At 56.5% G+C, this 23,751-nt stretch carries 14 protein-coding genes; 7 read left to right on the top strand and 7 right to left on the bottom strand.

Translation table 11 applies throughout. The features are described from left to right. Nucleotides 1-15: 15 nt before the first annotated feature. The 6 genes from ACL2XN_RS09550 to serC all read right to left on the bottom strand — a co-directional run bounded on the left by ACL2XN_RS09550 (nt 16) and on the right by serC (nt 8,246). A complete protein-coding gene (locus ACL2XN_RS09550; RefSeq protein WP_413728814.1) occupies nt 16-2,289 on the bottom strand; it encodes a ComEC family protein in 2,274 nt (757 codons plus the stop codon). A gap of 297 nt (nt 2,290-2,586) precedes the next feature. After that, nucleotides 2,587-2,874, bottom strand: a complete 288-nt coding sequence (gene ihfB, locus ACL2XN_RS09555) for an integration host factor subunit beta (RefSeq protein ID WP_331120830.1) — start codon at nt 2,872-2,874, stop codon at nt 2,587-2,589. A 93-nt stretch (nt 2,875-2,967) separates the two neighbouring features. Beyond that, nucleotides 2,968-4,650, bottom strand: a complete 1,683-nt coding sequence (gene rpsA, locus ACL2XN_RS09560; RefSeq protein WP_410015901.1) for a 30S ribosomal protein S1 — start codon at nt 4,648-4,650, stop codon at nt 2,968-2,970. Between the two features lie 111 nt (nt 4,651-4,761). Then, complete coding sequence (gene cmk / locus ACL2XN_RS09565) at nt 4,762-5,445, bottom strand: (d)CMP kinase (RefSeq protein WP_410015902.1); 684 nt, start codon at nt 5,443-5,445, stop codon at nt 4,762-4,764. Between the two features lie 182 nt (nt 5,446-5,627). Beyond that, nucleotides 5,628-6,917 (bottom strand): 3-phosphoshikimate 1-carboxyvinyltransferase, encoded by a 1,290-nt coding sequence (aroA, locus tag ACL2XN_RS09570; RefSeq protein WP_413722386.1) that lies wholly within the window; start codon nt 6,915-6,917, stop codon nt 5,628-5,630. Between the two features lie 243 nt (nt 6,918-7,160). Beyond that, nucleotides 7,161-8,246: a 3-phosphoserine/phosphohydroxythreonine transaminase gene (gene serC, locus ACL2XN_RS09575; protein ID WP_410015904.1), complete on the bottom strand. Its 1,086-nt coding sequence runs from the start codon at nt 8,244-8,246 to the stop codon at nt 7,161-7,163. Nucleotides 8,247-8,493: 247 nt separating this feature from the next. Here serC and ycaO point away from each other — a divergent pair, with 247 nt between their 5' ends. The 7 genes from ycaO (at nt 8,494) to ACL2XN_RS09610 (ending at nt 21,135) form a co-directional block, all read left to right on the top strand. Continuing rightward, the gene (gene ycaO, locus ACL2XN_RS09580; RefSeq protein ID WP_413730717.1) at nt 8,494-10,257 is read left to right on the top strand and encodes a 30S ribosomal protein S12 methylthiotransferase accessory factor YcaO; all 1,764 of its coding nucleotides are present in this window, start codon (nt 8,494-8,496) and stop codon (nt 10,255-10,257) included. A gap of 528 nt (nt 10,258-10,785) precedes the next feature. Continuing rightward, nucleotides 10,786-11,643: a formate transporter FocA gene (gene focA, locus ACL2XN_RS09585; RefSeq protein ID WP_410015906.1), complete on the top strand. Its 858-nt coding sequence runs from the start codon at nt 10,786-10,788 to the stop codon at nt 11,641-11,643. A gap of 62 nt (nt 11,644-11,705) precedes the next feature. Next, nucleotides 11,706-13,988 carry a formate C-acetyltransferase gene (gene pflB / locus ACL2XN_RS09590; protein ID WP_413722383.1) on the top strand — a complete coding sequence of 761 codons (2,283 nt, stop codon included), beginning with the start codon at nt 11,706-11,708 and terminating at the stop codon, nt 13,986-13,988. A 1,129-nt stretch (nt 13,989-15,117) separates the two neighbouring features. Then, the gene (locus tag ACL2XN_RS09595; protein WP_413730718.1) at nt 15,118-17,310 is read left to right on the top strand and encodes an S-type pyocin domain-containing protein; all 2,193 of its coding nucleotides are present in this window, start codon (nt 15,118-15,120) and stop codon (nt 17,308-17,310) included. A 1-nt stretch (nt 17,311) separates the two neighbouring features. Then, nucleotides 17,312-17,587, top strand: a complete 276-nt coding sequence (locus tag ACL2XN_RS09600) for a bacteriocin immunity protein (protein ID WP_413728743.1) — start codon at nt 17,312-17,314, stop codon at nt 17,585-17,587. A 690-nt stretch (nt 17,588-18,277) separates the two neighbouring features. Further along, the gene (gene pflA, locus ACL2XN_RS09605) at nt 18,278-19,075 is read left to right on the top strand and encodes a pyruvate formate lyase 1-activating protein (RefSeq protein ID WP_413728744.1); all 798 of its coding nucleotides are present in this window, start codon (nt 18,278-18,280) and stop codon (nt 19,073-19,075) included. 314 nt (nt 19,076-19,389) lie between these two features. Next, nucleotides 19,390-21,135, top strand: a complete 1,746-nt coding sequence (locus ACL2XN_RS09610) for an ABC transporter ATP-binding protein/permease (protein WP_413722382.1) — start codon at nt 19,390-19,392, stop codon at nt 21,133-21,135. Nucleotides 21,136-22,531: 1,396 nt separating this feature from the next. On the opposite strand, the gene ACL2XN_RS09615 is transcribed toward ACL2XN_RS09610, so the two are convergent. Further along, nucleotides 22,532-23,677: an MFS transporter gene (locus ACL2XN_RS09615; RefSeq protein WP_410015911.1), complete on the bottom strand. Its 1,146-nt coding sequence runs from the start codon at nt 23,675-23,677 to the stop codon at nt 22,532-22,534. Between the last annotated feature and the right edge of the window lie 74 nt (nt 23,678-23,751).

Genomic DNA, 23,751 nt, shown 5'->3' on the forward strand with positions numbered 1-23,751 from the left:
AAATAGCCGACCATTCTACTCATTATCGGCGTGGACGCCAAACCACTGGTGATACCAACGTGGCATAATTTGCTCCCGATATCCTTTTATCACCCAATTATTGTCATAAAAATGAATACTGACCTGACCTGAGCGGGCGGTATCATGCCAGGCGATGCCTTCCTGCCGGTAACGCTCCCTGATGAGCGGCGCGGGCAGGCGCCAGGGATTAAAGCGCGCCGCCGACGCCAGCGCCGCCGCTGGACGCACCGCGCGTAAAAAGGCCCGGGTGGACGAGGTTTTGCTGCCGTGGTGGGGAATCTGGAGAATATCGGCGCGCAGCCGGCCGCGGGCGGTCCTGAGCAAGGCCCGCTCGGCCGGCGCCTCGATATCGCCGGTTAACAGCACGCTGAACGCGCCGTCCTCTATTTTGATCACGCAGGAATCATCATTGCCGGCTTTTTTAACCTGCGCCGGCGGCCACAGGACGCTGAACGTCAGTCCCTGCCATTGCCAGCGCTGTCCCACGACGCAGGGAAGATGGCCATTGCCGCGGTAAGAGCTGGCGACCGGCACCCCCGGGAACGCCCGTTTGAGGGTGCCGAGCCCGCCGATATGATCCTGATGGCTGTGGCTGAGGTAAATACCTTCCGGCGACAGGCCGCGCCAGGCCAGATAAGGCAGGATTTCCGCTTTGCCGATATCGCCGCCGCGCCAGCCGGCGCCGGTATCATATATCAGCGCTTTACCATGGCGCTCCACCACCACCGCCAGCCCGTGGCCGACGTCCAGCATATCCAACCGCCAGCGAGGCCGATCCGCCCTGTCGCGCGGCGCCAGCAGCAGCGCGCCGAGCACCAGCATATTGAGTCGATAGGTGCGCCACCAGCCGAAACGCCAGATAATCACCGCCAGCCAGCCGCCGATGCTCCACAGGATGCCGGTTTCCGGCAAATCCCGCCACCCACGCTGTAGCGGCGCCAGCGGCATAAAGACCAGCGTCAGCGATTGGTCGGCCAGATACCACAGCAGACGGCTCAGCGGCGGCAGCATGCCCAGGCAGATTGCCGCCAGGATCAGGGGCGTGGTGATAAACGACACCAGCGGCACCGCCCACAGGTTGGCAGGCAGCGACAGCGGATTAACGCCGTGGAATAATCCCCATTGCAGCGGCAGCAGCAACAGGGTCATGCCGGCCTGCAAATGTATCCAGCGCAGCCAGGCCCAGCGCAGCCCGGACTGGAAACGCGCCGGCAGCGGCGCCCACTGAAACCAGAAAATCAGAGCCGCCACCGCCAGGCATGACAGCCACAGGCTGCTTGACAGCACGCTAAGCGGGTCGGTAACCACTATCAGCGCCACGCACCACAGCCAAACCTGCCAGGCCCCGCAGCACACGCCGCGCATACGCAGCAGGAGCCATAGCGTCAGCGCCAGCAGCGCGCGGATGGCCGGAAAATTCACGCCGGAAATCCATACATACCCCGCCGCGGCCAGCCAGCCGATCGCCAGCGGCATCACCGGGCCGACCCAGCGCCCGGGCAGGACAAACTGGCCGCCGCGCGCCAGCAGCCAGCCAAACAGGGCCGCCAGTGAAATATGCAGGCCGGATATGGCCATCAGATGTGCGGTGCCGGTTTGCTGTAACAGCAGGCGTAGATCCTCCGGCATGCCCCGGCTTTCGCCAAACCCCAGCGCCAGTAAAATGGACGGCCAGCGCAGATCGGCGAACCGGGCGGCGGCGTTGTCGATAAGCCTTTGCCGCAAGCCGCAGCGGGCGTCTTCCACTTTGGCTTTGACGACCCGGCCCACCAGCGGTTGATGATTGGCGACGGCCCAGCGCTGGCTGTCAAAACCGCCCTGATTGAGCCGGCTATGCTGGGGGCGCAGCTTCAGCATCATTTTCCACTGCTGCCCGGCGCACCAGCGCTCCGGCAGCGACGCCCAGCTGATGGCGGCATGGACCGGCGGAAACACCCGTTTGCCCCCGGCCTGGGTTATTTTAATCACCGCGCCCGCGCGCGGGTTATGCCCATGATGGATACTGACGATATGGGCGCGCACGATAGCCCTGGGTTGGGATAATAGCGCCGTCTGCTCCAGTAATTGTATGGCGCAAAAACCGCTCCAGGCGAACGCGGCCAGAAATACCGCCGCTAAACGGCACCCTGGAGCGGGAAATAAGAGCAAGGCCCAGGCGGCCAGCGCAACGCCATGCAGCGCGGTGGGGGCCGGCAATACGGGTAAAAAGCCCAAGGGCACTATGCCGGCTATGGCGCAAAACGCCATATGGTTAACGGATAACGGCATCAGTAATAGGGTCCGGCAATCATCGGCGTGCCATCCTGGCGACATGACAGTGACGCCGAGTATTGTCCATGCCATCGGTCGCCGCCATCAGGGGTATGCGATAAGGCGATGCCGCTTCAGGACAATAAGATAGCCTTAACAGCCGGGCGCGCCAGGCTGCGCGCAAGCGCGCATTTGCCCTGGCGCAACCGGCGGCGCTTTTTTCACCGCCGCTGACGTCCAGGCATAAAAAAAGACACCCGAAGGTGTCTTGTTTGCGGCTGGCTTACAACGCCGGTGGGTCAACGCCCGGAGGCATTATGAGCCATAAATATTGGCGCGGTCGCGCAGCTCTTTGCCGGGCTTGAAATGGGGGACATATTTGCCTTCCAGTTCAACCTTATCCCCGGTTTTAGGGTTGCGTCCGACACGCGGTGCACGGTAGTGAAGTGAAAAACTGCCGAAACCACGGATTTCAATGCGCTCACCGCCGGCGAGGGTGGTCGCCATATGTTCGAGCATCTCTTTCACAGCATCCTCGACGATTTTTGCCGGGATATGAGCGTGCTGTCCAGCAAGTCTTTCAATAAGTTCAGACTTGGTCATAGTTCCTCCAAGTGCGCATTCCAGCGGATAAAGCAGGAACACGACCCAACTTAGCTACCGTCCAGGAGCGGCCGTCTCGCCGCTCCCCCATTATTATTCGCCTTTAGCTGCCTTGAACGCTTCAGCCATTGCACTGGAGAAATTGCTGGTATCTTCCTGCTTGTTGGTGCTGTTCACAGTGGCGATAGCATCTTTCTCATCAGCTTCATCCTTAGCACGAACGGACAGGCTGACAACGCGGTTTTTACGATCAACGCCGGTGAATTTAGCTTCAACGTCGTCGCCCACGTTCAGGACCAGGGTAGCGTCTTCAATGCGGTCACGCGATGCTTCGGAAGCACGCAGGTAACCTTCAACGCCGCCAGCTAATTCAACTGTAGCACCTTTAGCGTCAACTGCAGTGACTTTACCGGTAACAATGGTACCTTTCTTGTTCAAAGACAGGTAGTTATTAAACGGATCTTCAGCCAGTTGCTTCACGCCCAGTGAAATACGTTCGCGTTCTGCGTCAACCTGCAGGACCACGGCCGCGATTTCGTCGCCTTTCTTGTATTCGCGCACGGCTTCTTCGCCGGCAACATTCCAGGAGATGTCGGACAGATGAACCAGGCCGTCGATGCCGCCGTCCAGGCCGATGAAGATACCAAAGTCAGTGATTGACTTGATCTTGCCTTCGACGCGGTCACCCTTATTATGGGTTTCGGCGAACTGCTGCCATGGGTTGGCTTTGCACTGCTTGAGGCCCAGGGAGATACGGCGACGTTCTTCGTCGATATCCAGAACCATGACTTCAACCACGTCGCCCACGTTAACAACCTTGGACGGATGGATGTTTTTGTTGGTCCAATCCATTTCGGAAACGTGAACCAAGCCTTCGACGCCTTCTTCGATTTCAACGAAGCAGCCGTAATCGGTCAGGTTGGTCACGCGGCCGGTGAGGCGGGTGCCTTCCGGGTAACGTTTGGCGATAGCCACCCACGGATCTTCGCCGAGCTGTTTCAGGCCCAGGGAAACACGGGTACGTTCACGGTCGAATTTCAGGACCTTAACGGTAATTTCATCGCCGACATTGACGATTTCGCTCGGATGCTTAACACGCTTCCAGGCCATATCGGTAATATGCAGCAAGCCATCGACGCCGCCCAGATCGACAAACGCGCCATAGTCGGTAAGGTTCTTGACGATACCCTTAACTTCCATGCCTTCCTGCAGGTTTTCCAGCAGCTGATCGCGTTCCGCACTGTTTTCGGACTCGATCACCGCGCGACGGGAAACCACCACGTTGTTACGTTTCTGGTCCAGCTTGATAACTTTAAACTCAAGCTCTTTGCCTTCCAGATGCAGGGTATCGCGTACCGGACGCACGTCAACCAACGAACCCGGCAGGAACGCACGGATGCCGTTCAGTTCGACGGTGAAACCGCCCTTCACTTTGCCGTTGATGATGCCGGTAACGGTCGCGGCTTCTTCGTAGGCTTTTTCCAGCATCAGCCAGGCTTCATGGCGCTTGGCTTTTTCGCGAGACAGCAGGGTCTCACCGAAACCGTCTTCCACCGCGTCAAGCGCGACGTCGACCTGATCGCCAACCTTGATTTCCAGCTCGCCCTGAGCATTTTTAAACTGCTCGATAGGAATAGCGGATTCGGATTTCAGACCGGCGTCAACCAGTACGACATCTTTATCGATGGAAACAACGGTACCGCGCACGATGGAACCGGGACGGGTTTCGATTTCTTTCAGGGATTCTTCAAAGAGTTGAGCAAAAGATTCTGTCATATTTGATAATCTTCAGGTGTTTTTGATTAACGTCCATCCGGCATCCTGCTCGATGGGGTTGTTTTACACGCCCTATTGCCAGTCCCTGCAACGGGGTAGTTGTTTCCAAGGCTACGACAACGCCAGTATACGCCGTGAATGCGCCAATGCCTGAGCTATCACTTCATCGATAGTCATGCGGGTGGAATCCAGTACCAGAGCATCTGATGCCGGAACCAGCGGCGCCACCGGGCGGTTCCTGTCGCGTTCGTCCCTTTCCTTTATCTCGGATAAAAGGCGTTCAAAGTTAACACTAAAGCCCTTTTCCTGCAACTGCCGCATGCGGCGGTGCGCTCTTTCTTCCGAGGACGCGTCGAGAAAAATCTTCACCGGCGCCTCGGCAAACACCACGGTGCCCATATCCCGGCCGTCGGCAATCAGGCCCGGCGCCTCGCGGAATGCCCGCTGCCGACGCAGCAGGGCCTCGCGCACCCGGGGAAACGCGGCAATCTTGGAGGCGGTATTGCCCACCTCCTCGTTACGGATTTCACCGCTGACATCCTCGCCCTCGAGGATGATTTCCAGCTCGCCCGCCTGTACCTTGAAGCGTACGTCGAGATGCGCCGCCAGCGGCACCAGCGCTTCCTCCGCGTTGATATCGACCTGGTGGTGCAACGCCGCCAGGGCCAGGACGCGGTAAATGGCCCCCGAATCCAGCAGATGCCACCCTAATGCTTCCGCCAATGCTTTACACAGCGTGCCTTTCCCTGCACCGCTCGGTCCGTCGATGGTGATCACCGGGACTACTGCTGTCATTGTTTTCTCCTCTCAGCGGTTTGATTCTGGTTCCATAAATAATGAATTTACTATGATGCATTATACGCATCATAAGGAATAACGGTTACCCTTCGGCGTCAGGATCGTGAAATTAAGACACCGCGCGCGCGTTTTCATTCACCGGCGCGCCGCACGGCCGGTGAATAAACGGGAAAAGCGGGTTACGCCAGGGTGCTGATGGCGGCCAGCTGGCGGAAATAATCGGGGAAGGTTTTATTGGTGCACTTCGGATCGCGGATAGTCACCGGGGTATCGGACAACGCCACCAGGGAGAAGCACATCGCCATACGGTGATCGTTATAGGTGTCGATCGCGGCGGATATCAGCCTGGCCGGCGGCGTGATGGCGATATAGTCCTCGCCCTCCACCACGCCGGCGCCCACTTTGCGCAGCTCGGTGGCCATGGCCGCCAGCCGGTCGGTTTCCTTGACGCGCCAGTTGTAGATATTGCGCAGGGTGGTGGTGCCGCCGTCGGCGAACAGGGCGGTGGTGGCGATGGTCATGGCGGCGTCGGGAATATGGTTCATGTCCATATCGATGGCGTGCAGCCCGCCCCGGCGGCATTCGATAAAATCATCGCCCCAGCGGATGGTGGCGCCCATGCGCTCCAGCACATCGGCGAAGCGGATATCGCCCTGCACGCTGTTTTTGCCGATACCGGTAACCCGCACCGTGCCGCCGCGGATGGCCGCCGCCGCCAGGAAATAAGACGCGGACGAGGCATCGCCCTCCACCAGATACTCGCCCGGCGAGCGATACTTCTGGCCGCCTTGCAGGTAAAACACCCGGTAGTCGTCATGGCGCGCCTGTATGCCAAAGGTTTTCATCAACGCCAGGGTGATATCAATATACGGCTTGGAAACCAGCTCGCCTTTGATGCGGATGGTGGTATCCCCGGCGGCCAGCGGCGCCGTCATCAGCAGGGCGGTGAGAAACTGGCTGGACACGCTGCCGTCGACGGTAATATCGCCGCCGCGAAAACCGCCGCGCAAACGCAACGGCGGGTAATTTTCCTGCTCCAGGTAATCCACCTCCGCGCCGCCCTGGCGCAGGGCATCCACCAGATGGCCGATGGGACGCTCTTTCATGCGCGGCTCGCCGGTCAGGGTAATGTCATGCCGGCCCAGGCACAGCACGGCTGCCAGGGGCCGCATGGCGGTGCCGGCGTTGCCGAGAAACAGCGACAGCGGCGCCGGCGCGGTCAGGGCCTGCCCCCGGCCATCGATCTCGCATGTCCTGCGATCGTCGCTTAACCGGCAGACGACCCCGAGCGCGGCCAGGGCATCGAGCATATGGCGCACATCGTCGCTGTCGAGCAGATTGGTCAGGCGGGTGGTGCCGTCGGCCAGCGCCGCCAGCAACAGCGCCCGGTTCGAAACGCTTTTCGAGCCGGGAAGATTAATGGTGCCATCGACAAGTGCCACCGGTTGTAGGGTCAGGGATTCCAGCATGTGAAGCGCGTTCTCCAGCAAAAACAAAAACTCAGGCGATTGTAAACCCGCACAACAGCGTGAAGCGGGGGTAATAGGCAAGGAGGGCAAAGCGCGGCGCGCCGGGAACGCCTTAAAATAACGCACAGGCGTTGACCCGCAGGGCGGCTCTCACGGATGAGAGCCGCAACGGCGCGCCGGAGTTTCCAAGGCGGTATTTACCGCGGCTTAACGACCCGGCCCATCCTGCCCGTCAGTACGGAGTTAGCCATGGCGCCGGGCGAATCCATCCATAAAGGACACCAGCGCCTCGACGCCCGCCAGGGGCATGGCATTATACAGGGAAGCGCGCATCCCGCCCACGACGCGATGGCCTTTCAGCGCGTGCAGCCCCGCCGCGACGGATTCATCCAGGAACAGTTTATCCAGCGCCGCATCCGCCAGTAAAAAGGGCACGTTCATGCGCGAACGGTTGGCCGGGGCGACATCGTTGCGGTAGAAATCGCTTTGGTCGATGTAATGATACAATGTATCCGCCTTGGCCTGGTTGCGTTTGTCCATTTCCACCAGTCCGCCCTGCGCCTTCAGCCATTTAAATACCAGGCCGGACAGGTACCAGGCAAAGGTGGGCGGCGTATTGAACATGGAGTCATTCTCCGCCAGCACCTTATAATCCAGCACCGACGGCAGCTCGCGCCGCGCCTTGCCCAGCAGGTCGTCACGCACAATCACCAGCGTCAGGCCCGCCGGGCCGATATTCTTCTGCGCGCCGGCATAGATCACGCCAAAACGGCTGACATCCAGGGGACGGGACAAAATAGTGGAGGAATAATCGGCGACGACCACTTTATCGCCGAAATCAGGCAATTCATCAATCGCCAGGCCGTCGATGGTTTCGTTCGGACAGTAATGCACGTAGGCGCCGTCGGCGGATAAGTTCCATTCGCGCATGGGCTTAATCGCGCGCAGGCCGTCAATCCGTGTTTTGACGTCGATAACCTTCGGGTCACAATATTTCTGCGCTTCGCTTATGGCGCTATGCGCCCAGTAGCCGCCGTCGATATAGTCGGCGCTGGCGCTGTCGCCCAACAGATTGAGCGGCACCGCGGCAAACTGCGCCCGCGCGCCGCCGTGGCAGAACAGCACCTTATAATGGTCCGGAATACTCAGCAGCTCGCGCAGATCCTGTTCGGACTCCCGGGCCACCTCGATAAATTCCTTACTGCGATGGCTGATCTCCATCACCGACGTACCCAGACCGTGCCAGTTGCACAGTTCCTGCTCCGCGCGCCGCAAGACTTCCACCGGTATCATTGCCGGACCGGCGCTAAAATTAAACACCTGATTCATTTCCATCCACCACGTTGGCCAAAAAATTCGTTAATACTCATTCTATCGTTTTTATCACTCGCATCGGGGCGTCGCAACGGTTATTGCTTATCGGGCGTAATTTCAGCGCCGCCACCCGCACCCGGTCTTAACGGCGCCAGGGCGGATAAAACCGGCCGCTGCCGCGCTCACGATCGGGGGAATACATGGAGGCACGGCAGAAAACACCGTATTATGCGCCTTTCAAGACAATAAAAAGAGAACCTGCATGTCACAAACATTTATTCCCGGTAAAGACGCCGCCCTAGAAGACTCCATCGCCCGCTTTTACCAGCAGCTCGGCGCGCTGGGATTTAATATCGAAGAGGCTTCCTGGCTGAATCCCGTGCCGCACGTGTGGTCGGTGCATATCCGCGATCGCGACTGTCCGCTGTGTTTTACCAACGGTAAGGGCGCCAGTAAAAAAGCCGCCCTGGCGTCGGCGCTGGGCGAGTATTTCGAGCGGTTGTCCACCAACTATTTTTTTGCCGATTTTTATCTTGGCGCCAGTATCGCCAATGACGGGTTCGTGCATTATCCCAACGAGAAATGGTTCGCGCTGCCCGCCGATGGCCGTTTGCCGTCGGGCATCCTCGACGATGGCCTGCGGGCATTTTACGATCCGCAGCAGGAGCTGACCGCCCCCGCGCTGGTCGACCTGCAATCAGGCAATGCCGCGCGCGGCATCTGCGCCCTGCCGTTTGAGCGTCAGTCCGACCGGCAGACGGTGTATATCCCGGTGAACATCATCGGCAACCTGTATGTCTCCAACGGCATGTCGGCGGGCAATACCGCCAATGAAGCCCGGGTGCAGGCATTGTCGGAAGTGTTCGAGCGCCATATAAAGAACCGGATTATCGCCGAGTCCATAAGCCTGCCGGCTATCCCGCCGGCGGTAATGGCCCGTTATCCCGGCGTGATCGAGGCCATCGCCCGCCTGGAAGAGGAGGGCTTCCCGATTTTCGCCTATGACGCGTCGCTGGGCGGGCTGTATCCGGTGATGTGCGTGGTATTGTTTAATCCCGCCAACGGCACCTGCTTCGCCTCGTTTGGCGCGCATCCGGACTTCGGCGTGGCGCTGGAGCGCACGGTAACCGAATTGTTGCAGGGCCGCAGCCTGAAAGACCTGGATGTGTTCACGCCGCCGACCTTTGACGACGAGGAAGTGGCGGAGCAGACCAATCTGGAAACCCATTTTATCGACTCCAGCGGCCTGATTTCCTGGGATCTGTTTAAGCAGGATGCTGATTACGACTTTGCCGACTGGGACTTCAGCGGCAGCACCGGCGACGAATTCACCACTCTGATGGCCATTTTCCAGCGCCTGCACGCCGAAGTCTATATCGCCGATTACGAGCATCTGGATGTGTATGCCTGCCGCATCCTGGTGCCCGGGATGTCGGATATCTATCCGGTTGAAGACTTGCTGTTGGCCAATAACACCATGGCCGCCCATCTGCGCGCCACCCTGACCAGCCTGCCCGGCAGCCGCTGGCCGAAGCAGCGCTACCTGGCGCTGATAGAGCAACTGGACGACGAAGGGCTGGACGACTTCACCCGCGTCCGGGAACTGCTGGGGCTGGCGACCGGCAGGGATAACGGCTGGTTTACCCTGCGCGTGGGCGAGCTGAAGGTGATGCTGGCGCTGGCGGGCGGCGACCTGGAGCAGGCGCTGATGTGGACCGAATGGACCAGGGACTTCAATGCATCGGTTTTTACGCCGGAACGCGAAAATTTTTACCGCTGCCTGCATAGCCTGCTGTTGCTGACCCAGGAACCGGACCGCGAGCTGGAGCAGTATGTTGCTGCCTTTGCGCGCATGTACGGCCAGGCCACGCTTGAGCGCGCGCAGGCGGCGCTTAAGGGCGAAAACTGTTTTTACGGCTTATTCGATATCGACAGCGACCTGCACGCCCTGCCCACCCACCGCGCCCTGCTTGCCGCCTATGAAAAGCTGCAGACGGCCAAACGCCGCTATTGGCGCCTGGCATAAGGTTACGCCGGCGCGCCGCTGCAAACCGCCGATCCGCCGCGCCGGGACGGTGAACATCCCGGCATCACATGCACGACCGTCGGGCATCGCGCCCGGCGGCCATGACGACGGCCCGCCGTGCCCGTGGGCCACAAGATAACCCTGCATTTTTTGTGCCTTGCGCGTATAGTAGAGCCATAAATATGAAGCCGAGGTGAAGATAACCGCGCGATTATTGACGTTTCCTTTTTAGCGTCATTGTTTCAGGAAAGTAAAATCCGGCAAAATAATAGGTCCGGATGAAACAAATTACCCACATTAATGGCTATTCCATAACGCGTCAAAATGTACAAAAAATGTGGTCTTCAAATCTTTATGTAATAATTAAAATTTATTTTTTCTTTATTTATCAAATATTTGAAATAAATGAGACGTCTTATCTTGCCTGTCAAGGGGGATTAAGTTTGGGCCATTATGATCTATATCAATTTTTGCTCTATACTCGTTTGTTAGAATTAGGTCGTTAATTAATCCAACGAGAGAGTTTGTGTGAAGTCTGACAACCCTTTTGACCTGAAATTACCCGATGCCATGGCGAAAGTTGCTGAAGAGGCGGGCGTCTATAAAGCAACCAAGCAACCGTCAAAAACGTTTTTTCTGGCCATTACCGCCGGCGTTTTTATTTCCATAGCCTTCGCGTTCTATATTACAGCTACCACCGGTGCCGGCACCATGCCTTACGGCATCTCCAAGCTTATCGGCGGTATATGCTTTTCGTTGGGATTAATGTTGGTGGTGGTTTGCGGCGCCGACCTGTTCACCTCCACGGTGCTCATCATGGTGGCGAAAGCCAGCGGACGCATCACCTGGGGACAGCTGGTTCGCAACTGGATCAACGTCTACATCGGCAACCTGTTCGGCGCGTTGTTTTTCGTCGCCCTGATTTGGTTCTCCGGTGAGCATATGGTGGCAAACGGCGCGTGGGGCCTTAACGTTTTGCAAACCGCCGATCATAAAATGCACCATACTTTTATCGAAGCGGTATGTCTGGGGATCCTGGCTAATCTGATGGTCTGCCTGGCGGTGTGGATGAGTTATTCCGGCCGCAGCCTGACGGATAAAATGTTCGCCATGATTTTCCCGGTCGCGATGTTCGTTGCCAGCGGTTTTGAGCATAGCATCGCCAATATGTTTATGATCCCGCTGGGCATCGTTATCAAGAATTTCGCAGCGCCGGAATTCTGGCAGGCCGTTGGGATGGCACCAGAACAGTTTTCACACCTGACCATTAGCAACTTTATCATCGATAATCTGATACCGGTTACCATCGGCAACATTATCGGCGGGGGGTTACTGGTAGGGTTGACGTACTGGATGATTTATCTGCGCGGTGGGAACAAGCATTAACCTGTTTGTCTCGCATCGTAAAGCCGGGTTTCAAGAAATCCACATTAGAAGGTAGGTATACAATGACCGATCTGAACACAAAACTAGCCACTGCTTGGGAAGGTTTTAGCAAAGGCGACTGGCAGAATGAAGTCAATGTTCGTGACTTTATCCAGAAAAACTATACCCCCTATGAAGGCAACGAAGCCTTCCTGGCAGGTGCTACTCCCGCCACCACGGAACTGTGGGGCAAGGTTATGGAAGGCATCAAAACCGAAAACCGCACCCATGCGCCGGTTGATTTTGATACGGATGTTGCCTCTACCATTACCTCCCATGACGCCGGTTATATCGCCAAGGGCCTGGAAAAAATCGTCGGCCTGCAAACCGACGCGCCGTTGAAACGCGGCCTGATTCCGTTCGGCGGCATCAAGATGGTTGAAAGCTCCTGCAAAGCGTATGACCGCGAGCTGGATCCGGAAATCAAGAAAATCTTTACCGAATACCGCAAGACCCATAACCAGGGTGTGTTCGATGTCTATACTCCGGACATCCTGAAATGCCGTAAAACCGGGGCCCTGACGGGTCTGCCCGATGCCTACGGCCGTGGCCGCATCATCGGCGACTACCGTCGTATCGCCCTGTACGGCATCGACTTCCTGATGAAAGATAAATTCGCCCAGTTCACCTCTTTGCAAAGCAAAATGGAAAACGGCGAAGATCTGGAAGCGACTATCCGTCTGCGTGAAGAAATCGCCGAACAACATCGCGCCCTGGCGCAAATCAAGGAAATGGCCGCCAAATACGGTTGCGACATCTCCGTTCCGGCAACCACCGCGCAGGAAGCCGTGCAGTGGACCTACTTCGGCTATCTGGCCGCGGTGAAATCCCAGAACGGCGCCGCCATGTCCTTCGGCCGTACCTCGACGTTCCTTGATATCTTTATCGAACGCGACCTGAAAGCCGGCAAAATCACTGAAGAACAAGCACAGGAACTGATTGACCACCTGGTCATGAAACTGCGTATGGTCCGTTTCCTGCGTACCCCGGAATATGACGAACTGTTCTCCGGCGACCCGATTTGGGCCACCGAATCCCTGGGCGGCATGGGCGTTGACGGCCGTACCCTGGTTTCCAAGACCAGCTTCCGTTTCTTGAATACCCTGTACACCATGGGACCGGCTCCTGAACCGAACATGACCATCCTGTGGTCGGAAAAACTGCCGATCAGCTGGAAGAAATTCACCGCCAAGGTGTCTATCGATACGTCTTCCGTACAGTATGAAAACGATGACCTGATGCGTCCCGATTTCAACAACGACGATTACGCTATCGCCTGTTGCGTCAGCCCGATGGTTGTCGGTAAACAAATGCAGTTCTTCGGCGCCCGCGCCAACCTGGCCAAAATGGTGCTGTACGCAATCAACGGCGGCATGGACGAAAAAGCCAAAATCCAGGTTGGCCCTAAAACCGCGCCAATCATGGATGCCGTACTGGACTATGATACCGTGCTGAGCAGCATGGACCACTTCATGGACTGGCTGGCTAAACAGTACGTCACCGCGCTGAACGTCATTCACTATATGCATGACAAGTACAGCTACGAAGCCGCGCTGATGGCGCTGCATGACCGCGACGTATACCGTACCATGGCCTGTGGTATCGCCGGCTTGTCCGTTGCCGCCGACTCACTGTCCGCCATCAAGTACGCCAAGGTTAAGCCTATCCGTGATGCCGAAGGCATGGCCGTTGACTTTGATATCGAAGGCGAATATCCGCAGTTCGGTAACAATGACTCACGCGTCGATGATATCGCCTGCGACCTGGTGGAACGTTTCATGAAGAAAATTCAGAAACTGCCGACCTACCGTAACGCGGTACCGACCCAGTCCATCCTGACCATCACCTCGAACGTGGTTTATGGTAAGAAGACCGGTAATACCCCTGATGGACGTCGTTCAGGCGCGCCGTTCGGACCGGGCGCCAACCCGATGCACGGCCGTGACCAGAAAGGCGCCGTCGCCTCGTTGACCTCGGTTGCCAAACTGCCGTTTGCCTATGCGAAAGACGGTATTTCCTACACCTTCTCCATCGTGCCCAAAGCATTGGGTAAAGATGAAGATGTGCGCAGGGCCAACCTGGCGGGCCTGATGGACGGTTATTTCCATCATGAAGCCGGCGTCGAAGGCGGTCAGCATCTGAACGTGAACGTGATGAACCGTGAAATGCTGGTGCAAGCCATGGAACATCCGGAAGATTACCCTAACCTGACCATCCGTGTGTCCGGCTATGCGGTACGCTTCAATTCATTGACCAAAGAACAGCAGAAGGACGTCATCACCCGTACCTTCACCGCGTCAATGTAATTTCCCTCACCGTCTGAAAAGGCGTAAAATAAAGGCTCCACGAAAGTGGGGCCTTTTTATTTCTCCGTTAAAATAGTTATCAATCCTAACTCTTGATGGACAAAGGTCGCGCATGAGATCCTCATTTACTATTTTGGTTAATTTTAGGTTAATCTAGACTTTTTTGATAAAACGTAAGAAATCCCACTCTTATCTAATTATTATTCTTTTTCTAAAACACGCCAATGCACATCACAACCCCGAAATAAATAATTCGTTTAGCTAAAATGCATACATTCTCCGTTAATCCCAAGGTAAAGTGCGTTTATCACGGCAGAATAGCGTTAACGAGATGAGCTTATCATGTAGTTGATGACCAAAGGCAGCGCACTCTGTTAGCGGAAAACCGCTCAGTGGTATTTATAAATAACTGTTGCACATAAAAATTGATATGCCGCTACCGTATTCGGTCATTGGCATGGACCGCCTCAATCGGAATATTTTAAGTTAAATAATTGAAGCGACCATTAAATATATTATTCGTGATTAAATTTTATTTCGCATTAATCCAGCATTATAAATATCGCCTTGATTAAATAAAAAGAATAGCGCGTCAGTGTATTAAATAATTTATACCCAAAATAATTCAAATTGCAGGAAGGCGGCAAGTAAAGAACCCGATGAACCCACTCAGGTAAGTGGTTCGGGTGAGCGCACGTAGTCAACGCACCTGCAGCTTGCAGTATCACGGATATATCAAGGAGGACATATGGGACGTGAAGGTGGTGGACCTGGCGGATGTTCAGGCGGTGGGGGCGTAGGGATGGGAGGTACCTGCGGGCCGTCTAATGGCGGCGGTGGCTCGCGTGGCAGCTGTGGCCCGAGCGCCGGCAGCTGTGGCCCCAATCGAAGTTGTCCAACCGATAGGGGGGGTGGCGGCGGCCGGGGAGATGGAAGCTATGGTGATTACGGGACTACTGCGGATCGATGCCCTCCCGCTATATGTATGGACAGAGCCATAGCCGTGCATCAATCCAGTATTACATTGGCCGGCGGCTGCGGCAATTTTCACAACATTTTTAATAATGGCTGCTCCCCAACCGGCAAAATCTCATTTTCCAGGGACTGTACCTGGGTAGCCGGAAATACTGTGCATAGCGTCACTAATTTTTCACCTGTCGCGTCTGGCAAAGGCGTGGCTAAAAATATCTATGTGGTGAAAACCAATCATCACGGCAATAGCTGCGTATTTAGTTACCCCGTTGACCTTTCATCTACCGGGACGCCTGTAGGAGAGGGCAACCATGGCGAGATTGAAACCGCCGGCCGTACTTTCGGCCACCACCTGAATGAAAAAAGGGTCAGCCAGCAGGACGCCAGGGAAAAAAATAAAGCCGAGTCCCAACGGCTAGCGCAACAGCAGGCCCGGGACCGTTTTAGACTGTGGTCGCGTCTGCAAGCCGAACGCGCAGCCTGTGAACGTGAAAAACAGGCACTGCAGCGTCAAGCTGAGCTGGATGCTAAGAATTGCGCCACACCGCATGTGCGGCAAAGCGGGTTACCGGCGCACTGCGACAGCGCCCAGCATTGTCCGGCAGCGGATATCAGTGCAAACGGCAAACCCCCAGCAGGCGTTTGCGCCAATTCCGCATCCGTCCCACCGTCCCTGGCGGAGGTTAACGCACCGCGAGACATAGCGCCAGCCGTGCGCTCAAGCGGGGTGGCGACTCTGGCCACTGTCGTTGCTGAAGGTGGTCTGGCATCCGCTGTCGGCAGCAGGGTTCAGAGCGTTGGAATACACGCCGCGATAAGCGAACTCAAGGCGGCCGCGCTGGGGATGGCCAGACTTCCCCTAGGCATGGGGTTGTTAGCCTATAGCGGTAAGGCGGGTGAAGGCAGCGATAAGGTGCCGGGACGCGATGTATCGCAACTCGCCACTGCTGCGGCGGCGATAAACGCAGCAGGGACCGTGGCAGCGGGCTATGGCCGCGAGGCGGTGTTAAACGGCGGCAACGGATTTGCATTAGGCGGTGAAATCTGCGAAGGCACGCGCGAGCAGTGCGGGATGCGTGATGGTACACGCAGACCGGAGCGCACCGCACTACCGGCGACAAATGATAATTTGGTGAGGAGGGCGCAGTTAAATGCCGTGCCGGTTAGGGCAGCAAACGCGGCATTAAACGTGTCGGTTTCTAGCGGGAAACCTCACCCGGCGCCGAGGAGAGCCACTCAAGCTAGTGACACCCGAGCGCAGGCGTTTGCACAAACTCCAGCCTCACCGAACGCCGCCACCCTGGTATCGCCATTAAATTGGCAAAACGTCTCGATGGCGACCAAAGAAGGGGTAAAGGCGTTAAAAGCCTCCGCTGCCGCAAGCCCCATTGGCGCTAAGGTCACGACCGTTGCCGTTGGTCTACATCCACTAAAAGCGGGTGAAGGCAGTTCGCTTCCAGGCGCAAAACACTACAGGCAAACACTTCCGGCTGATGCGCTAAATTTGCCTGCGGCTAAAGAACTCGCCATCGCAGCGAATAACCACACCACCATCGAGTCCGAATTTCGGGGTCGTCTACGCATTGATGGCCAAAGGGTTCAGCTTGAGCTGGTGAAAACGGCTGAGAAGACGCCGATTCGCGTGTTTAAAGGCGAGCCTGCGGGCAATGGCGTTTTCCGCTGCTCAATACCACCGGCAGGCGGCTTACCCGGGCGAACCATTTTCGTCACCCCCGAAAAAGCGCCGGGCGCCCAGGGCCTGGGTGCACTGGTGACACCAAGCGACGCGCCAAAATCACTATCCCATACGGGTAATGAGGCAAAGCCGGTCACGCTGCCGACGGTGTTGCCCTTCCCCGCTAACGATGAATGTGATTTTAACGACCTGATAGTGGTGCCCCCAAGTGATAGTGGGTATCGGCCGGTTTATGTTATGCTGCAAGGGCCTCGGGACCTGCCGGGAGTGGTTACAGGAAGGGGCCAGGAGGTGGGTGATAATTGGCTTAGGGATGCGGCGACTGAAAATGGTGCTCCGATACCGGCACAGATAGCGGATAAATTGCGTGGAAGGCAATTCAGCTCTTTTAAAGCTTTTCGCAAAGCATTCTGGCTTGAATTGAGTAGCAGCCCAGAATTATCGAATCAATTTGGCGAAGCTGCCAGTGAAAATTTGCGAAAAGGCTCAGCTCCGGTGACTCGAGAAGCTGAATGGGTCGGTCAACGTCGAAAATTCGAAATTCATCATATGCAGCCCATCCAACATGACGGGGCAGTTTATGACATTGATAATTTGCGTGTATTATCACCCAAGCAACATATCGAAGCTCATTCAAATAAAGGCTCAAAATAAAATGTTACTCAAAGAAAATTATGAAGATTATACCGAACAAGAATTTTTAGAGTTCCTGGGGCAATTTTTTAATAATACATCGGGACTTGAAGGCGATGAGTATTCTGCTCTAAATGATCGGATGATTTTACATTTTAAAAAAATCACCGAACACCCCTATGGCTCAGATGTAATCTATTATCCGGATGCCGGTAGGGAAGACAGCCCGCGAGGTGTTCTCCAGGAAGTGAAAGAATGGCGGGCTAAAAACGGTAAGCCAGGTTTCAAACAAGCATAGCATGTTAAGTTTAATACCTGTCGACCTTAATAATCAAGTCCCGGTTACTATCGAGATAATCGTTATCAGATGACGTAAGCATGTAATGCCCGTAAAATGGCTGAGAAAACGCCGATTCGCGTGTTTAAGGGCAAGCCAGCGGGCAAGGTCGTTTCCCTGTGTTTAAAATCAGCAGCGCGACGCAGTGGAAAACCACTATCCGCAGACTGACACAGCGATCCAGCAAGCCAAATCATCCACGGATAATGCCACCCTCAATTGCTCATAAAACCCTTAAGGACAAGCTCACGTCATGCGGCTTTTGATTGCCCAATTGATGCCCATATCAATAGCGGATGAAAAACGCCCTACTCCCCCGTTTCGCTATGAGTGCCCCCTAGCGCCAACAGGAACAATCAGGCTCTGTTTTCGGCCTGACGATGATTGGTTAACGGTCCCCACAACGAAGCCTGATGCAACGAACGACCTGACGTTGCAGGTATTTGGCACACATCAGCCACGCATTGTATAATGAATAGAGGTAATATAATTCTACTGATATTTATTTTGGGACTTTCCACGGCACGGCAACCGAGGGCCTAAGGGAATTTGCGCCTGGCTGCTTACCCGCTGCGGAGTTACTCACCCTGCTTAATGGAGTGTTCATATCATGTCCACCAATCAGCATCCTTTAGCACTAGTTGGCACTCTATGAATAATGTAACAACCTGTTTTAAAACTGATTCCTCCGCCGTGGCCGAGACAGTTACACCACGTATAGGACGCATCCATTCGTTTGAATCCTGTGGTACCGTCGACGGCCCCGGCATCCGCTTCATCATTTTTTTCCAGGGCTGCCTGATGCGTTGTCTCTACTGTCATAACCGCGACACCTGGGATACCCATGGCGGCAAGGAAATCACGGTCGAAGAAATCATGAAGGAAACGGTGACCTACCGTCATTTCATGAACGCGTCCGGCGGCGGCGTTACCGCGTCCGGCGGGGAAGCCATACTGCAGGCGGAATTTGTGCGCGACTGGTTTCGCGCCTGTCATGCCGAGGGCATTACCACCTGCCTGGATACCAATGGCTATGTCCGGCGCTACGATCCGGTCATTGACGAACTGCTGGACGTCACCGACCTGGTCATGCTGGATATCAAGGAAATGAACGACGATATCCATCAAAACCTGGTGGGCGTGTCCAACCACCGCACGCTGGATTTTGCGCGCTACCTGCAAAAAATCAACAAGCGTACCTGGCTCCGTTATGTGGTGGTGCCGGGATGGTCGGACGACGATAAATCCGTGCATATGCTGGGCGAGTTCACCAAGGACATGGCCAATATCGAAAAAATCGAGCTGCTGCCTTACCATGAGCTGGGTAAGCATAAATGGATTGCCATGGGTGAAGAGTACAAGCTCGACGGCGTTAAGCCGCCCTCTACGGAAATCATGGAACGCGTGAAGAATATCCTGGCCGGCTATGGCCATAAAGTGATGTACTGATCATGATGTCCCCCATTGCCCCCGGGGGATATGATCGACCACGCATTCACGGCCGGCCGGGATGATACCCGGTCATTCATCCCAAATCCCGCCCCCGCCCCTCTTGCTCCGGTATCGCTCCGGGCCACGCCGTTTCGCGGCGCCGGTGATATCCCGCATAAGACGCCTGGTATAACCGGGCTGTGTAAGGTCTTCTTTTTTCACGACAGGAGTTGTTACACCTTTAGGTGCTAAACAGGCTCATTATTTTTAGAGAACTGGGAGCCTATGCCGTATTATTACCTTTTTGAACAATTGAAAACGATACGTTAACTATGAAAGCTTCACCCATTAAAGCTGCGGGCTGGCGGGAAATCTGGCAGTTGATTAAGCCGTTTTGGCGTTCTGAGGAAAAATGGCGCGCCTGGGGTATGCTGGCGGTGATTATTATCCTCTCATTGTCCACGGTGTATATCAGCGTACTGTTCAATGAATGGAACCGGGTATTTTATGACGCGTTGCAAAATAAAAATTTTGCGGTGTTCAAAAGCCAGCTGATCAGGTTCACCTGGCTGGCATTGTTATTTATCCTGATCTCCATCTATAAAATTTACCTCACCCAGGGCCTGCAAATGTATTGGCGGCGCTGGATGACGCGGCAATATATGGCGAAATGGCTGCATCATCATGCCTATTACCATACCGAGCAACAGCAGACGGTCGATAACCCGGATCAGCGTATCGCCGAAGACCTGAACGCGCTGACCAGCGGCACCCTGTCGCTGGCCCTGGGTTTGCTCTCAAGCGTGGTGACTTTTGTTTCTTTTATTTCCATTTTATGGTCGGTGAGCGGACCGCTGTCGTTTACCCTGAGCGGGCATCTGTTTACCGTGCCGGGGTATATGGTGTGGTTCGCCATATTATATGCCGGGCTGGGATCGCTGCTGATTTGGTATGTAGGCAGACCGCTGGTGCGTTTGGGTTTCCAACAGGAAAAATTTGAGGCTAATTTCCGGTTTGGCCTGATTCGTATTCGCGAAAATAATGATGCCATTGCCCTTTACCAGGGCGAACCCCGGGAAGCGAACCTGCTGGACAACAAGTTCGAAGCCATCCGCGCCAACTGGTGGTCCATTATGCGCGTTAGCCGGCGGCTGAATGTGGCCAGCAATTTCTATGGTCAGTTTGCCATTATTTTCCCGATCCTGGTGGCGGCGCCGCGTTATTTTTCCGGTGCCATCCAGCTTGGCACGCTGATGCAGATTTCATCGGCGTTTGGTGAAATACAGGGCGCGCTGTCATGGTTTATCGACGCGTTTAATCAGTTGGCCAACTGGAAAGCCTGTATTAACCGGTTGGCGGGGTTTAACGCCGCGGTGGAGCGTCACAGCAGCCAGAAGACGGCCATTACGCGCGACGACGCGACGGATACCGCCCTGGCGCTGACCGGCCTGAGTTTAACCATCCCCTCCGGTCGTGTCCTGTTCCACGACGCCACGCAAGCCATCGCCCCGGGCGAACGGGTGCTGATCGCCGGCCCCTCCGGCTGCGGCAAGTCCACCCTGCTGCGGGCCATTGCCGGCATCTGGCCTTATGGCGCCGGGAATATCAGCCTGCAGGCGGGCAAAAAAGTGCTGTTTTTACCGCAGCGCAGCTATATCCCTATCGGTAACCTGCTCGAAGCGCTGTGTTATCCGGAAGCGCCGGATCACTTTACAGAAGATCATATGCGCGCGATGCTGGACCTGTGTCGTCTGGGTCATTTGCAACCCATGCTGCACCAGCAGGCCAACTGGAGCCACTGGCTATCGCCGGGCGAGCAGCAGCGACTGGCGTTTGCCCGCGCGCTGCTGATCAAACCGGATATCCTGTTTCTGGATGAGGCGACCAGCGCGCTGGATGATGAAAACGAACAGTTGATGTACCGCCTGCTGACGGAGCGGCTTCCGGGGATCACCCTGATAAGCGTCGCCCACCGTAACAGCGTTGCCCGTTATCATACCCGGTGCTGGCGGTTCGAGCGCGGCGAGGATATGGACAGCGCGGTGCTTAACCTGAGTCCGCTGCCGCGGAGCAGCTAATTGACCGGGCCCAAACCGGGGCCTTGCGTCGGTTGGCGCACCGGCCGCCTTGATGGGGCGCTACGGTAAAAGAAGCTCGGGGATTGGGTATGATGGGTTGTTTAACGCTGGGCTGGTGAGGGGGATGTCGCGGCGGCGGGGTGGTGTGTGTCACGGGGGTGAGGTGGTGTTTGTCACGGGGTGAGGTTTTCGCTTGCTTTAGTTTGAGGGGGCTATGTATTGCCTGGCGCCGGCAAGCGACCAGAGGGACCGTACGCACGGTCCCTCTGGACTCCCTGGCGTCCGGCAGATCGTGCGCCGCTGCGCGGTTCCCGGCAGCGCCCATCCCGGCTTTGGGACCGCACGGGACGCGCTCCCGGCGCGGCCCTTAGCTTTCGCCGCTCCCGGCGGCTCATCCCGCCGTGATGCTCGCCGCCGGCGCACTTTATGCCGGCACAACGTCAACACCATCGTCTGTAGGTAAAACAACGTGTTAGGGTACTTAGCGGTATGCGCTTACCGGGAAAAACATCACATTTGTTTTAGGTCGGAGACTAACGGCTTGTGGGTGAAGGTTGTCAATTGGTGGCTGGTGGCTGGTGGCTGGTGGCTGGTGGCTGGTGGCTGGTGGCTGGTGGCTGGTGGCTGGTGGCTGGTGGCTGGTGGCTGGTGGCTGAAAGTGTAATGCTTACTGTTAAAACTTAAAGCTTAATATTGAATGATGAACACGTTGCTGCCTTAATGTATGCCTGCCTGACCGATAAGTGTACGTCTGTACGACCTGCTTTTCGCCGCGCCAGTGGCATGCCACACCCATTGCATCCCATTATGGTCAATCCTATCCCGACGCCGGTCCTGTCCCAAGCAACAGCGCCGCAGCCACTTCATAAAACGCATGGCCAACAGCGACATGTGGACCGGCATAAAGCGCGCTGACGTCGCCTGTGCCCCCGGCATGAGCCGCCGGGAGCGGCGAAAGGCCCGGTGGCGCCGGGAGCGCATACCGGGCCGGTGCATTACGGGGGCATGGGCGGCGGAAGGCATCGCGCAGCGACGCGCGACCTGCCGGGCGCGCGGAGGTCAAGGAGGCCGTCGCGGTACGGCCTCTTTGTCGCTTGCCGGCGCCCGGCGCTACATATAACCACCTAACGCACGGCAAGCGAAACCCACTCCGGCGTATCATACGCCGCCCCACAAGCCCCAAACGAAACCCACGCCGCGATAACTTACACCGCCCCGCAAGCCCCCAGCGAAACTCACGCCGCGATAACATACACCGCCCCGCAAGCCCCCAGCGAAACCCACTCCGCGGCAACATACGCCTCCCCGCCAGCCGCCGCCGCGGCAAACCGCCTACCACGACCAAAAAGCACCGGTTGACCGCAACCGCAAGACCCCAACCGGGGCCCTGTTTTATTCAGGCCGTCGCCACCGGGGTTTGATGATGATCCGGTTTGCGCAACAGCATTGCCAGATAAACCAGCGCCACCAGCGCAATCATAACGAACAGCACGCGGTCGGAGTAGCGTTGCATCAGTAATGCCGTGGCGCTCGGCCCCAGCAGGCTGCCGACCGTATAGCTCAGCAGCAGCGCCTGGTTCATCGCCACCAGCTCATCCGGGCTGACCTTTTCACAGGCCCAGGACATCGCCACCGGATAAAGGGTAAAACCCGAACAGCCCAGCAGGAACAACGCCGGCGCCATGGCCGCGTGACTGAGCATCGACAGGCTGCCGATAATGACCATAAACACCTGTACCCGCAAAATCATCAGACGGCCGTAGCGATCCGCCAGCCGGCCGATAGGCCACTGGCCGAGAATACCCGCGCTGACCAGCAGCGCCATCCAGTATCCCACGCTGCCGTCGCTGAGCCCCTGATGGGAAAGATAAAGCGGCAGCAGGCCATACAGCGACCCCAGCACCACGCCCGAGATGATGCAGCCGTTGATCCCCAAGCGGGCGTTGCGACGCCGCAGCATCGGCCAGATGGCGATCCGGGGGGCATCCATGCCCTGCCCCTCAATGCGGTTGAACAATAACGGCAACACCGCCGCAATCATCAACGTGGTCGCCCAGGGCAATACCGATATCAATGCGGTGGAGACGCCGCTGAGCAGCAGTTGGCCGATCACCGTGCCCATATAATACACCATCATATACGCCGCCAGCAGTTGCCCGCGGGTATGGGGAGTACCGCTGCGCATCAGGGCGCTTTCCACCACCACCCAGATAAGCGCGCAGGCGATGCCGGCCACGAACCGGAACAGCACCCAGGTGCCAAAACCGATGGAAAGGCCCAGCCCCAGTGTCGCGACGGCAAACAGCAGGCATGAATACTGATAACTGCGGTTGAAACCCACCGCTTTAATCAATGCTCCCGCCAGCAGGGTCCCCACGAGGTTACCGCTAAAATAGGAAGAGCCGACCAGCCCGATTTGCCAGGTGGGCATGGCTTCGTGGGACAGCCACAGCGGCACCAGGGTATTTAATACCGCGATGGAAATGGTCAACGACAGCAACCCGGTGAGTAGCATTACCACCGGGCGGGAATAGACGGACATGATGAATAAACCGGACTCAACGCGCAGGAATTGGGCGCATCATGCCACTACGGTAAAAAAAGTCAATCAGGCGA

Origin of the sequence: Sodalis sp. RH22, assembly GCF_047324165.1 — a bacterium.
Classification (GTDB): domain Bacteria; phylum Pseudomonadota; class Gammaproteobacteria; order Enterobacterales; family Enterobacteriaceae; genus Acerihabitans.

Coding starts and splice junctions, on each gene's coding strand:
- ACL2XN_RS09550 (WP_413728814.1), bottom strand. CDS start 2,289: ATGCCGTTATCCGTTAACCATATGGCGTTTTGCGCCATAGCCGGCATA.
- ihfB (WP_331120830.1), bottom strand. CDS start 2,874: ATGACCAAGTCTGAACTTATTGAAAGACTTGCTGGACAGCACGCTCAT.
- rpsA (WP_410015901.1), bottom strand. CDS start 4,650: ATGACAGAATCTTTTGCTCAACTCTTTGAAGAATCCCTGAAAGAAATC.
- cmk (WP_410015902.1), bottom strand. CDS start 5,445: ATGACAGCAGTAGTCCCGGTGATCACCATCGACGGACCGAGCGGTGCA.
- aroA (WP_413722386.1), bottom strand. CDS start 6,917: ATGCTGGAATCCCTGACCCTACAACCGGTGGCACTTGTCGATGGCACC.
- serC (WP_410015904.1), bottom strand. CDS start 8,246: ATGAATCAGGTGTTTAATTTTAGCGCCGGTCCGGCAATGATACCGGTG.
- ycaO (WP_413730717.1), top strand. CDS start 8,494: ATGTCACAAACATTTATTCCCGGTAAAGACGCCGCCCTAGAAGACTCC.
- pflB (WP_413722383.1), top strand. CDS start 11,706: ATGACCGATCTGAACACAAAACTAGCCACTGCTTGGGAAGGTTTTAGC.
- ACL2XN_RS09600 (WP_413728743.1), top strand. CDS start 17,312: ATGTTACTCAAAGAAAATTATGAAGATTATACCGAACAAGAATTTTTA.
- pflA (WP_413728744.1), top strand. CDS start 18,278: ATGAATAATGTAACAACCTGTTTTAAAACTGATTCCTCCGCCGTGGCC.
- ACL2XN_RS09610 (WP_413722382.1), top strand. CDS start 19,390: ATGAAAGCTTCACCCATTAAAGCTGCGGGCTGGCGGGAAATCTGGCAG.
- ACL2XN_RS09615 (WP_410015911.1), bottom strand. CDS start 23,677: ATGTCCGTCTATTCCCGCCCGGTGGTAATGCTACTCACCGGGTTGCTG.